Origin of the sequence: Pseudomonas asiatica, assembly GCF_040214835.1 — a bacterium.
Classification (GTDB): Bacteria; Pseudomonadota; Gammaproteobacteria; order Pseudomonadales; family Pseudomonadaceae; genus Aquipseudomonas; species Aquipseudomonas putida_Z.
This window is the reverse complement of sequence record NZ_CP157874.1, coordinates 5,507,254-5,519,923: the sequence shown is the minus strand read 5'-3', so window position 1 is coordinate 5,519,923 and position 12,670 is coordinate 5,507,254. Positions and strand designations below refer to the sequence as shown.

The window sequence follows — 12,670 nt, the reverse complement described above, 5'->3', positions numbered from 1 at the left end:
TGATGCTCTGGTATTATTCGCCGCCTAATTACGTGCGGTATTCAACAATTGGTGTTGGGTGGCGGCACGCAGCTCGAGGAAGTGACCATGAAAGCAGATATTCATCCGAACTACGAAGTAGTTGCAGTCACCTGCAGCTGCGGCAACAAGTTTGAAACCCGTTCGACCCTGGGCAGCACCCTGGCGATCGACGTTTGCAACCTGTGCCACCCGTTCTACACCGGTAAGCAGAAAGTCCTGGACACCGGTGGTCGCGTACAGAAGTTCGCCGATCGCTTCGGTATGTTCGGTACCAAGAAGTAATCATGCGCATGGCGAACCCCTCGGGTTTCGCATTGCTGCAAAAAAAGGCGCCCCTTGTGGGCGCCTTTTTTATGGGCGTCATCTGGCATTTCCCGGCCCTGGCGTTCTGCCCGCTACCAGGCAGCCCTCAGCAGGTGGCGGTGCGCCAGGTGGTCGATGGCGATACCTTGCGTCTGGTCGATGGCCGCAGCGTGCGACTGATCGGCATCAATGCCCCGGAAATCGGCCGTAACGGGCGCACCAGCGAGCCCTATGCCGAGGCCGCCAGGCAGCGTTTGCAGGCCTTGGTCAAGGCCAGCGACGGGCGTGTCGGGCTGGAGCCGGGCGTAGAGGCCAAGGACAAATACGGCCGCACGCTGGCGCATATCTACGGCCGCAATGGCGACAATATCGAAGCACAGCTGCTCAGCGAGGGCTTGGGCTATCGCGTCGCGGTTGCCCCAAATGTGCGCCTCAGCGCTTGCCAGCAGCTTGCCGAGCAGGCTGCGCGCAAGGCTGGCTCCGGGCTGTGGCGTCGTTCGCCGGTGGTGCGTGCCGGGGATGTCCGGCAGTCGGGTTTCGCGGTCATTGCGGGCCGCATCGAAGACGTGGAGCGCAACCGTGGCGGGGTCTGGCTGAACCTGGACAGTGCGGTGGTGCTGCAGGTTCCCGCTCGTCTGCAGCGCAACTTCCCCGCCAGCTTCTTCGATAACCTCAAGGGACGCCAGGTCGAGGCGCGTGGCTGGGTGCTGGATCGTTCCCGCAAGGGCGGCCTCAAGCCCGGGCAGCGACGCTGGCTGTTGCCGTTGACCGATCCGAGCATGTTGGAGCGCATTTCAGGCTAAAAGATGTAGACATTTCGCTATTGGATTGTACACACTGTTAGCCGTATGCCCCGTGGGTTATAGCGTAAAGTCGTAGGCTAAAGGCCTTGACACAAGTGACCGACCAGTCTTGTGGCTCCCCGGCTCTTTGCGTATCCTCGGCGGTCCGTCAGAACAGTAAATAGCGGAATGCCCACCATGTCAGACCTGAAAACCGCCGCTCTCGAATATCACGCTCAACCTCGTCCGGGGAAACTGAGCGTCGAACTCTCCAAGCCCACCGCCACCGCCCGTGACCTCGCCCTGGCCTACAGCCCAGGTGTTGCTGAGCCCGTGCGTGAAATCGGCCGTGATCCAGAGCTGGCTTACAAATACACCGGCAAAGGCAACCTGGTTGCGGTGATTTCCGATGGCACCGCCATCCTCGGTCTGGGTGACCTCGGCCCACTGGCTTCCAAGCCGGTCATGGAAGGCAAGGGTGTTCTGTTCAAGCGTTTCGCCGGTATCGACGTGTTCGACATCGAAGTGGAATCGGAAAGCCCGCAGGCGTTCATCGACACCGTTCGCCGCATCTCGATCACCTTCGGTGGCATCAACCTCGAAGACATCAAGGCGCCTGAGTGCTTCGAAATCGAGCGCACCCTGATCGAACAGTGCGACATCCCGGTATTCCACGATGACCAGCACGGTACCGCCATCGTGACCGCGGCCGGCATGATCAACGCCCTGGAAATCGCCGGCAAGAAGCTGGAAGACGCCAAGATCGTCTGCCTGGGTGCCGGCGCTGCTGCCATCTCCTGCATGAAGCTGCTGGTGAGCATGGGCGCCAAGGTCGAGAACATCTACATGATCGACCGCAGCGGCGTGATCCACGCTGGCCGTGACGACCTGAACCAGTACAAGGCGCAGTTCGCCCACGCCACCGACAAGCGCACCCTGGCTGACGCCCTCGACGGTGCCGACGTGTTCGTAGGCCTGTCCGGCCCGAACCTGCTGAGCGCCGAAGGCCTGAAGTCGATGGCTGCCAACCCGATCGTGTTCGCCTGCTCGAACCCGGACCCGGAAATCTCGCCAGAGCTGGCGCACGCTACTCGCAGCGACGTGATCATGGCTACCGGTCGTTCCGACTACCCGAACCAGGTCAACAACGTACTGGGCTTCCCGTTCATCTTCCGTGGTGCCCTGGACGTTCGCGCCAAGCGCATCAACGAAGAAATGAAGATCGCCGCCGCCATCGCCCTGAAAGACCTGGCCAAGCTGCCAGTGCCGAAGGAAGTGTGCGACGCCTACGGCGTACAGGCTCTGGAATTTGGCCGTGAGTACATCATTCCGAAGCCGCTGGACGCTCGCCTGATCACCGTCGTTTCCGACGCTGTGGCCAAGGCCGCCATCGAATCCGGCGTGGCTACCCTGCCGTATCCGAAGCACTACCCGCTGACCAGCGTGGATGACGTGTTCAAAGGCTGATTGCTGCCTGGCGACACAAAAAAGCCCCGGCTCCTATGAGCCGGGGCTTTTGTTTACACGCTGCACTGATGATGCGGTCCCTTGTAGGAGCGGCCTTGTGTCGCGAAAGGGGTGCGAAGCGCCCACGGGGTTCATGCATCAAGCAGACATTGCTGGGGCCGCTTTGCGGCCCTTTCGCGACACAAGGCCGCTCCTACACGGACGGCGTTAACCTTCAGAACAGATCCATCGGCGCCGCTTCATCCGCCGGCAACGGGCTGCCCGGTGCTGCGCCAGTGCCCAGTTCGTCCACCGACGGCGGCGAGTCTTCGGCCTTGAACAGCTCGAAGTAGGCATTCGGTGTGCTCGGCGAAGCGGCACGGCCGCTGACCGGGTCGACGCGCAGGCTGAGGATGCCTTCCGGCTCTGCCGGCGCATGCGCAGGCTTGTCCTTGAGTGCCGCGCCCATGAAGCTCATCCAGATCGGCAGTGCCGCGGTGCCGCCGTACTCGCGGCGACCAAGGGTTTCGGGCTGGTCGAAACCGACCCACACGGTGGTCACGTAGTCGGCGTTGTAGCCGGAGAACCAGGCGTCCTTGGACTCGTTGGTGGTACCGGTCTTGCCTGCCAGGTCGGTGCGGCCCAGGGCCAGCGCCCGGCGGCCGGTACCGCGCTTGATCACGTCCTGCAGCATGCTGGTGAGGATGTAGGTGGTGCGCCCGTCGATGATCTGCTCGGCCACGGCCGGCACCTGCGGTGCAGGCGCCACCTGGCTGAAGGCTGCGGGTGCCTCGCCCGGCATGGCGGCGGTGCTGATCGGCTGTTCGGGCGCGGCCACACCTGCCTGGTCCTCGGCACCCTGCGGTACCCGGGCCGGGTTGGCGGTGAACAGCGTCTCGCCGTTGCGGCTTTCGATGCGATCGATCAGGTACGGGGTGATCTTGTAGCCGCCGTTGGCGAAAGTACTCCAGCCTGTGGCGATTTCCATCGGGGTCAGGGTGGCGGTGCCCAGTGCCAGCGACAGGTTGCGCGGCAGGTCCTGCTTGTTGAAGCCGAACTTGGCGATGTAGTCGATGGTGCGGTCCACGCCCATGGCCTGCAGCAGGCGGATCGACACCAGGTTGCGCGACTTGTACAGCGCTTCGCGCATGCGGATCGGGCCAAGGAAGGTGTTGGTGTCGTTCTTCGGTCGCCAGACCTTGTCCAGGTACTCGTCGACGAACACGATCGGTGCATCGTTGACTAGGCTGGATGCGGTGTAGCCACTGTCCAGGGCGGCGCTGTAGATGAACGGTTTGAAGCTCGAGCCTGGCTGCCGCTTGGCCTGCATGGCGCGGTTGTAGTTGCTCTGCTCGAACGAGAAGCCGCCGACCAGGGCGCGGATGGCGCCGTTGTAAGGGTCGAGGGTGACCAGCGCACTCTGCGCGCCAGGCACCTGGCTGAACTTGAACTTGCCATCCTCCAGGCGCTGCAGGCGCACCAGGTCGCCGACCTGGGCCACGTCTGCCGGCGACTGCGGCGCACGGCCCTGGGAGTTGCTATTGATGAACGGGCGCGCCCATTTCATGGTGTCCCAGGCTACCAGCTCTTCCTGGCCGCTGCGGGTCAGCACCTTGAGGCCGGTTTTTTCGACCTGGGTGACGATGGCCGGCTCCAGGCCGCCAAGGCTGCGCTGCTTGCCCAGTTCCTGCAGCCAGGCCGCCTGGGTGCGGCCCGGGAAGCGTGCTTCGGGGCCGCGGTAGCCGTGGCGCTCATCGTAGTCGGAGAGGCCGTTGAGGATGGCCTTGTTGGCCATTTCCTGCATGTCGCTGGGCACCGTGGTGGTGACGCGGAAGCCTTCGGTGTAGGCGTCGCTGCCGTAGCGGCCGACCATTTCGGCGCGGGCCATTTCGGCGATGTAAGGCGCATTCACTTCAGGCGTGGGCACGTGGTAGCTGGCGTTGAGCGGCTCGGCCAGGGCTGCCTGGTAGCTGGCTTCGTCGATCTTGCCAAGCTTGTACATGCGGCCGAGGATCCAGTCGCGGCGCTCCTTGGCGCGCACCGGGTTGGCCAGCGGGTTGAAGCGCGATGGTGCCTTGGGCAGGCCGGCGATCATCGCCATCTGCGCCAGGCTCACGTCGCGGATCGACTTGCCGTAGTACACCTGCGCGGCGGCATCGATACCGTAGGCGCGGTTGCCCAGGTAGATCTTGTTCACGTACAGCTCGAGGATCTCGTCCTTGGTCAGCTCGCGCTCGATCTGCAGGGCCAGCAGAATCTCGTTGGTCTTGCGCGAGAAGCTGCGCTCGCTGGTGAGGAAGAAGTTCTTCGCCACCTGCATGGTGATGGTACTGCCGCCGGTCTGGATATGGCCGGTTTTGACCAGCTGGGTCGCGGCGCGCATCAGGCTGCTGGGGTCGACACCATAGTGGTTGAGGAAATTGTCGTCCTCGGCCGACAGAAGCGCCTGGATGAATTGTGGGGGAATTTCCGCGAAGCGGATCGGCGAGCGGCGCATTTCGCCGAACTCGGCAATCAGCTTGCCGTCGCTGCTGTACACCCTGAGGGGGATCTGCAACTGGATGCTTCTGAGCGACTCGACCGAGGGCAGGCTGGGGCTAAGATACAGAAACGCACCGCTCACACCGAGTACGAGCGCGCAGATGACTGCGACGGAAGACCACCAGAAGAACTTCAGCAGACGTATCAAGGCTTTTCGGTGTCCAGGTTGGGAGTGGATTGCACGCAGGTCCGGCGGACCAAAAAACGCTGGGCATTATAAGCATTTTTTCGCCTCTCCGGGTTACCGGCCAGGCTGCCCGTCGCCTCGATGGGCCGGCGCGGCCTAGTGTTGACGCGGGGTTGGGGCAGGTAGCCGCGACAGATGGCGGCGACAGACAACAAGGATGCCACGATGCTAGGACGCTTCGGCAAGGATGCCGGTTCACTCGTGGGGGTGGAAATTGCCCCCGACTCCGTTCGGATTGTGCAACTGCAGCGGCGTAACCGGCGCTGCCGGGTGCTTGCCTCGGTACAAGAGCCGTTCGAATCACCGGTTGGCAGTGACTGGGCGGCAGAGCCTGGCGCCGTGGCGGCTGCCTTGAGGCGCGCCTACCGACGCAGCGGCCTCAGGCAGCGCCGGGTCGCGCTGGCACTGCCGGGCAACCAGGTGATCTGCAAGCTGTGCCACCTGTCAGTGGAACAGGGCGGGGCAGAAATGGAGGCGCAGCTGCTGGCTGACGCCGAACGGCTGTTTCCATTTCCGCTGGAAGACCTGGCTCTGGATTTTCAGGTGCTGGGAGGCTCTAGCGTCCAGCCAGGCTGCGCCGAGGTGATGGTGGCTGCGTGTCGGCAGAGTGCACTGGCGCCACTTGAGGGCATCGTCGAGGAGGCCGGGTTGCAACTGGAGGCCGTGGAGGTCGACAGCATTGCCTTGGGGCGCATGCTGCCGCTGGCCAGGCACCAAAGCTCGGCGTTGCTGCGTATCGAGGCGCAAAGCACCACCCTTCATGGCTGGCAGTCGGGTCGGCCTCGGCAACGGCGTGAGCTGAACCTGGGGCTGTCGGCGATAGCCGGGGCGCTGCCGGAGCGCCTGCTGGCCCTGCTCGCCGGTGAGCCTTTGCCCGATTGTCTGTTGATCGCCAGCCGTTCTCCGATCGAGCCGGGCCAGTTGCAGAGCCTCGGCTCCCGGTTGAACCTGCCGTGTCGCCTGGTGCCCGACCTGGCGCGCCTGGAACACGTCGATGGCGCGATGATTCTGGCGTGCGCCCTGGCTCTCGGAGGGTTGCGCCGATGATGCGGCTGAACCTTCTGCCTTGGCGCGAACGGCAACGCCAGGCTGCGTTGCGGTCTTTCCGCAGGCGACTGGTCGCCGGCGCGCTGCTGGCCCTGTGTGGCGTGACGCTGGTCGACCAGCTGGCCCGCCAGCGCGGGCAGCAGCAGGCGCTCGCCAATATCCGGCACCAGGCGGCCCTTGAGGTGTTGGGCGAGCAGTTGCAGCCGCTGGCCGATGTGCGTGCGCAGCATGAGGCGCTACTGGCACGTGCGGTGGCGCTGGAAGGCCTGCGTGCCAACCAGGATGTGCTGGCCGGGGTGTTCGCTGACCTCGAGCGGGCGTTGCCAGTGGGTGTGCAACTGCTCGACCTCAGCCTGGAAGACGGCAGCCTGCAGATGACCGGGCTGGCCACCTCCGGTGCCGTGGTCGCGCAGTTCATGCGGGACCTGAGCCGCTCGAGTGCGCTGGTTGGTCTGGAGCTCAAGCGCATCAGGAGCCTGCCGGGCGGCGATGAATTCCTGCTGGGCGCGCGCGTTTCGGCGTTCTGGTCGTGAATGCTGCACAGGTGCTCGGCTGGCTGGCCATGGCTGAGCGCTCCAGTCGCTTCAGGCAGCTGGCGCCAGTGCTGGTGGCCTTGGCGTTGTTCGGCCTGGGCTGCGCCATACGTCTCCCGGCAGCGCTGCAGCAGCAGGCGCAGGAGGAGGCCCGGCACGCCGAGTTGCACGAACAGCATTCAGCCGCCGCGCTGCAGCTGGCCGAACTGGAGCAGCTCCACGCGTCTGTGGCCATTGCCGAGCGACGCTTGCGGGAGGCGTACTGGCACCTGGCGGCCGGGGAGGGCATGAGCGACCTGCTCGAGCGCCTGGCGGCGTCGGGGCATGAGCACGGCTTGCTCATCGAGCGCTTCGATGTACATGAAGATGAACAACAGGCTGGCTTGCGCAAGGTACCGCTGGAGCTACAGGTGGTGGGGCGATATGCGGCCTTGCGCCAGTGGCTGGGCGATTGGTTGGGCCAGGCGCGTGTGCTACGCAGTGGTGACCTGCAGCTGGCCGCAGCCGATGGCAAGCCCGGCCTGCTGCGCCTGCAGTTGCGGGTTGATGCCTATCAGGCGCTGGCGCCAGTGCCGGAGCCTGCGATGCTTGCGCGCATGCCGGCCAGGGGCGTGACGGCAGCGCCCCCGGTGGACCCGTTTGCGCCCGGGGCGACGCGATTGACGGGCAGCGGGTTGGCCGACGTGCCTTTGGCGCAACTGGAGATGGTCGGCAGCCTGTCGCGTGGGGCGGTACACGAAGCACTGCTGATGGCGGCCGGCAGGCTCTATCGCGTGCGCCCTGGGGACCGGGTCGGGCGTGACCAGGGGGTGGTGGCGAGGGTTGATCAAGCCCAGGTCGAAGTACGCGAACGGCTGTTCATGGCAGGGGTGTGGCATGAACGCACGGCGTTCATCACACTCGCAAAGCACCTGGGCAAGGAGGCCCCGGACGACGATGAAAACATTGATGAGATGGATGCTGGCAGCCCTGCTACCGGTTCCGCTGGCGTCGGCGACGCCTTATCAGGGTGAACCACTGTCGCTGAACTTCCAGGATGTGGAAGTGCGCTCGGTGCTGCAGGTGCTGGCTGACTATGCTGGCGTCAACCTGGTCGCCAGCGATGCCGTGCAGGGTAGCGTCACCTTGCGCTTGCAGGATGTGCCATGGGATCAGGCGCTGGACCTGGTGCTACGCAGCAAGGGCCTGGCCCGGCGCCAGGAGGGCAATGTGCTGTTGGTGGCGCCTGCGGCCGAGTTTGCCGCGCAGTCTGTCGATGCCCGTGTGGGCCAGGCGCTGGATGCGCAGTTGCAGCCGTTGCGCCGGGAGCTGTTGCCCATCCATCACGCCAAGGCTGCCGAACTGGCGGAGCTGCTGCTGGCGAGCCTGGCGGATGACGGCATCCTCACCGGTCGGGGCAGCCTCAGTGTCGACGAGCGCACCAATACGCTGGTGGTACACCTGCCGGTCGACCGCCTTGCCGAGCTGAGGCAACTGGTGGCGCAGTTGGACGTACCGGTGCGCCAGGTGGCGATCGAGGCGCGTATCGTCGAGGCCAACGTCGATTACGAAAAAAGCCTGGGGGTGCGCTGGGGTGGGCCGCTTTACGTTGAAGACCCGCTGCCGGGCAAGGACCTGTTCGTCGACCTCGGGGTGGAGCGGGTGGGCGGCAGCATCGGCCTGGGCCTGCTGCGTGGCGACGTGCTGCTCGACCTGGAGCTCAGTGCCATGGAAAAGAGCGGCAACGGCGAAATCATCTCGCAGCCCAAGGTGGTCACGGCCGACAAGGAAACGGCCAGGATCCTCAAGGGTACCGAGGTGCCGTATCAGGAAACCAGCAAGAGCGGCGCCACCTCGGTAGCGTTCCGCGAAGCCTCGTTGTCGCTGGAGGTGACCCCGCAGATCACCCCGGACAACAAGGTGATCATGACCGTCAGGGTGACCAAGGACGAGCCGGATTACGTCAATGCCTTGAACAACGTACCGCCGATCCGCAAGAACGAGGTCAATGCCAAGGTTCGCGTGGTGGACGGTGAAACGATCGTGATTGGTGGCGTGTACTCGACTTCGCAAAACAATGTGGTCGACAAGGTGCCATTTTTCGGCGATCTGCCGTATGTTGGGCGGCTGTTTCGACGCGATGCATTACAAGAGAAAAAATCCGAGCTGCTGGTCTTCCTGACTCCGCGTATCATGAGTGACCAGGCGATTGCTGTGAGTCGTTGATTCTGTGCGAAATTTGATACTTGTGGGGCCCATGGGCGCTGGTAAAAGCACCATCGGACGCCTATTGGCCAAAGAGCTGCGCCTGCTGTTCAAGGATTCCGACAAGGAAATCGAACTGCGATGCGGCGCCAACATCCCGTGGATTTTCGACAAGGAAGGCGAGCCGGGTTTCCGTGATCGCGAGCAGGCGATGATCGCCGAGCTGTGCGCACTCGACGGCGTGGTCCTGGCGACCGGCGGTGGCGCGGTAATGCGCGAAGCCAACCGCCAGGCCCTGCACCAGGGTGGCCGGGTGATCTACCTGCATGCTTCGGTGGAACAGCAGGTTGGCCGCACCGCGCGTGATCGCAATCGCCCCCTGCTGCGCACCGCCAATCCCGAGGCGACCTTGCGCGCCCTGCTGGAAACCCGCGACCCGCTCTACCGCGAGATCGCCGACCTGGTAGTGGAAACCGACGAGCGGCCGCCACGCATGGTGGTGATCGATATTCTCGAGCGCTTGCAGCAGTTGCCGCCCCGTTAGCCCGGGACTATTCTCGGCCACCAGCGCCGAGGCGAGGTTCAACGTTACCGCGCGGGTGCCTGAACGGCGCCGCGCCCAAGTACATTGTGGGGATACATGCAGACACTAAAGGTCGACCTGGGCGAGCGTAGCTACCCGATCTACATTGGCGAAGGCCTGCTGGACCAGCCCGAGCTGCTGGCGCCGCACATCGCCGGGCGGCAGGTTGCCATCGTTTCCAACGAGACCGTCGCGCCTCTGTATCTCGAACGCCTGAGCAAGACCCTGGGTGCCTATTCGGTGCTGCCGGTGGTATTGCCCGATGGCGAAGCCCACAAGAACTGGGAAACCCTGCAACTGATCTTCGATGGCCTGCTCACTGCACGGCACGACCGCCGCACCACCGTGGTCGCCCTGGGTGGCGGCGTGATCGGTGATATGGCCGGCTTCGCTGCTGCCTGTTATCAGCGCGGCGTCGACTTCATCCAGGTGCCGACAACCCTGCTGTCCCAGGTCGACTCTTCGGTCGGCGGCAAGACCGGCATCAACCACCCGCTGGGCAAGAACATGGTCGGTGCCTTCTACCAGCCCAATGCGGTGCTGATCGACACCACCAGCCTCAAGACCCTGCCGGCGCGCGAGCTGTCCGCAGGCCTGGCCGAAGTGATCAAGTACGGCCTGATCTGCGACAAGCCGTTCCTCGCCTGGCTCGAGGACAATATGCAGGCGCTGCGTGCCCTCGACCCGGTGGCGCTGACCGAAGCCATCCGCCGCTCCTGCGCGGCCAAGGCCGCGGTGGTGGGTGCCGACGAGCGCGAGTCTGGCGTACGCGCCACGCTGAACCTGGGGCATACCTTCGGGCATGCCATCGAGACCCACATGGGTTATGGCGTGTGGCTGCACGGCGAAGCCGTGGCGGCGGGCACGGTGATGGCCCTGGAGATGTCCATGCGCCTTGGCTGGATCGACCAGGCCGAGCGCGATCGCGGAATCCGCCTGTTGCAGGACGCAGGTTTGCCGGTGGTGCCACCACAGGAAATGACCCCGGCGCATTTCATGGAGCACATGGCGGTCGACAAGAAGGTGCTCGACGGCCGTCTGCGTCTGGTGCTGCTGCGCCAGATGGGCGAGGCCGTGGTGACCGACGACTATCCGAAAGAGATTCTACAGGCCACGTTGTCGGCGGATTACCGCGCGATCGTGGCCCAGCTTTGAGGTTGTGACAGCGCAATGACCAGTTTGCATGCCGATGAGGCCTTTCTCGACCATTACCAGTTGAGCCACGATCCGTTCGCGCCCCGCGTGCCCGGCTTCAAGTTCTTCCCGGCCCAGCGCAAGCCCGTGCTCGGCCAACTGCACCACCTGGCGCGCTACAGCCAGCTGATGCTGGTTGTCACCGGCCCGCTGGGCAGCGGCAAGACCCTGCTGCGCCAGGCCCTGGTGGCCAGTACCAACAAGCAGGCGGTGCAGAGCGTGGTGGTGTCCGCCCGTGGCGCCAGCGATGCCGCCAGCGTACTCGGCCAGGTTGCGCAGAGCCTGGATGTGGCCGAGGCCGAAATGCAGGCGATCCTGGCCAAGGTGGTGCAACTGGCACTGACCGGCCAGGAAGTGTACTTGCTGGTGGACGATGCGGAACAACTCGACGAGTCGGCACTCCAAGCGTTGCTGGAATTGGCGGCGGGCGTGCCGGAAGGGCGCCCGCATGTGTTCCTGTTCGGTGAGCCGTCGCTGATTGCCGGGCTGGACGAGATCAATGTCGAGGAAGAACGCTTCCACATCATCGAACTCGCCCCCTACAGTGAAGAAGAAACCCGCGAGTACCTGGAGCAGCGCCTGGAAGGTGCTGGCCGGGGCATCGAGGTGTTCAGCCGTGAACAGATCGTCGATATCCATGAAAACTCCGACGGCTGGCCTGGCAACATCAACCAGGTCGCCCGTGACACTTTGATCGAAGCCATGATCGCCAGCCGCTCGACGGCCAAGCGACCATCCATGGGGTTCAAGATGCCTAAAAAACATGTGCTCGCGCTGTCCGCTGTGGTTGTGGTCGCCGTTGCGGCCGCGGTGTTGATGCCGAAGAAAGGTGACAAGGCGCCTGCCGAAGCGCCGGCCGCCCAGGCCCAGTTGCCGCTTGGCGAGGGCCAGGCCAATGGTGGCAACCCAGCCATCGAGTTCTCGGGTTCGTCCCAGCCGATGCCGCTGCCGCTGGTTGGCCAGTCGCAGCCGGTGATGCGCGAGCCGCTGGCCCAGGCCGCGGGCATGGGTGAGGGTGAAGAGGGTAGCCCGGCCGGTGATACCGCCCTGCAGCCAGGCAACCCGCCGCCAACCGTGACCACCATCGCACCGCCGCAAGGTGTGCCGGCGGGCCCGGCACCGGTACCTGCCCAGCCTGTAGCCACGGCGCCGGCCCAGCCGGTACAGCCGCAATCGCAGCCGGTTGCGCCTGCACCAAAGCCTGTCGCAACCCAGCCTGCCAAGCCGGTTGCACCAGCCAAGCCTGCACCAGCACCGACCCAGGTCGCCGTGGCCAAGCCGGCCGCCAAGCCTGTCGAGAAGCCGGCAGCCGGTGGCAGCGGCAACAGCGGCTGGTACGCCGGGCAGAAACCGGGCAATTACGTGGTGCAGATCCTGGGTACCAGCTCCGAGGCATCGGCCCAGGCGTTCGTCAAGGCCCAGGGTGGCGACTATCGCTACTTCAAGAAAAACCTGCAGGGCAAGCCGCTGTACGTAGTCACTTACGGCAACTTCGCCAACCGCGACGCAGCGGTTGCGGCAATCAAGAACTTGCCAGCGAAGGTCCAGGCTGGTAAACCTTGGCCACGTACCGTCGCCAGCGTCCAACAAGAGCTGGCCTCGGCCCGCTGATACCTTCCGGGCGGCACCACCCCGCCGCCCAGTTGCTGAGCGATTACTGACTTTCGAATAGCCTGCTGCGTTGTCACGCGGCAGGCTTTTCTGTCCCAGACTGCCGGCCACAAGCCTTACTTGCAGTCATGGCTGAAACGCTTCAGACTCGAGCCAAGCCGCTATCACGGCGCATGGCGCAAAAACATTCAAAATTGCGACATAAATTTTCAATGGTGAGACATGAAAATTTGTGGGC

11 protein-coding genes are annotated in these 12,670 nt (G+C 64.3%); 10 read left to right on the top strand and 1 reads right to left on the bottom strand.

Annotation, left to right across the window (positions count from 1 at the left end; all coding sequences use genetic code 11):
* Nucleotides 1–87: 87 nt before the first annotated feature.
* The 3 genes from rpmE (at nucleotide 88) to ABNP31_RS24550 (ending at nucleotide 2,573) form a co-directional block, all read left to right on the top strand.
* Entirely contained in the window at nucleotides 88–303 is a 216-nt protein-coding gene (gene rpmE, locus ABNP31_RS24560) for a 50S ribosomal protein L31 (protein ID WP_003257833.1), read from the top strand.
* 2 nt (nucleotides 304–305) lie between these two features.
* Nucleotides 306–1,127, top strand: coding sequence for a thermonuclease family protein (locus tag ABNP31_RS24555; protein WP_085663465.1), 822 nt, complete (start codon nucleotides 306–308; stop codon nucleotides 1,125–1,127).
* Between the two features lie 177 nt (nucleotides 1,128–1,304).
* Complete coding sequence (locus ABNP31_RS24550) at nucleotides 1,305–2,573, top strand: malic enzyme-like NAD(P)-binding protein (RefSeq protein ID WP_024087853.1); 1,269 nt, start codon at nucleotides 1,305–1,307, stop codon at nucleotides 2,571–2,573.
* Nucleotides 2,574–2,787: 214 nt separating this feature from the next.
* On the opposite strand, the gene ABNP31_RS24545 is transcribed toward ABNP31_RS24550, so the two are convergent.
* Nucleotides 2,788–5,238, bottom strand: coding sequence for a penicillin-binding protein 1A (locus ABNP31_RS24545; protein ID WP_371915762.1), 2,451 nt, complete (start codon nucleotides 5,236–5,238; stop codon nucleotides 2,788–2,790).
* 207 nt (nucleotides 5,239–5,445) lie between these two features.
* Between ABNP31_RS24545 and pilM the strand changes: the two genes are divergently transcribed.
* From pilM to ABNP31_RS24510, 7 genes are all read left to right on the top strand, one after another.
* Nucleotides 5,446–6,327, top strand: coding sequence for a type IV pilus biogenesis protein PilM (pilM, locus tag ABNP31_RS24540; RefSeq protein ID WP_350012845.1), 882 nt, complete (start codon nucleotides 5,446–5,448; stop codon nucleotides 6,325–6,327).
* Complete coding sequence (locus tag ABNP31_RS24535) at nucleotides 6,324–6,860, top strand: PilN domain-containing protein (RefSeq protein WP_085587737.1); 537 nt, start codon at nucleotides 6,324–6,326, stop codon at nucleotides 6,858–6,860. The genes pilM and ABNP31_RS24535 overlap by 4 nt, the downstream gene beginning before the upstream one ends.
* 11 nt (nucleotides 6,861–6,871) lie before the next feature.
* Entirely contained in the window at nucleotides 6,872–7,873 is a 1,002-nt protein-coding gene (locus ABNP31_RS24530; protein ID WP_350013433.1) for a pilus assembly protein PilP, read from the top strand.
* Nucleotides 7,797–9,065, top strand: a complete 1,269-nt coding sequence (locus tag ABNP31_RS24525; protein WP_238067027.1) for a type IV pilus secretin PilQ — start codon at nucleotides 7,797–7,799, stop codon at nucleotides 9,063–9,065. The genes ABNP31_RS24530 and ABNP31_RS24525 overlap by 77 nt, the downstream gene beginning before the upstream one ends.
* A gap of 4 nt (nucleotides 9,066–9,069) precedes the next feature.
* Entirely contained in the window at nucleotides 9,070–9,588 is a 519-nt protein-coding gene (gene aroK / locus ABNP31_RS24520; RefSeq protein WP_025340956.1) for a shikimate kinase AroK, read from the top strand.
* Between the two features lie 96 nt (nucleotides 9,589–9,684).
* Entirely contained in the window at nucleotides 9,685–10,782 is a 1,098-nt protein-coding gene (aroB, locus tag ABNP31_RS24515) for a 3-dehydroquinate synthase (protein WP_015272135.1), read from the top strand.
* Nucleotides 10,783–10,797: 15 nt separating this feature from the next.
* Entirely contained in the window at nucleotides 10,798–12,432 is a 1,635-nt protein-coding gene (locus tag ABNP31_RS24510; protein ID WP_085663471.1) for an AAA family ATPase, read from the top strand.
* The last annotated feature ends 238 nt before the right edge of the window (nucleotides 12,433–12,670 follow it).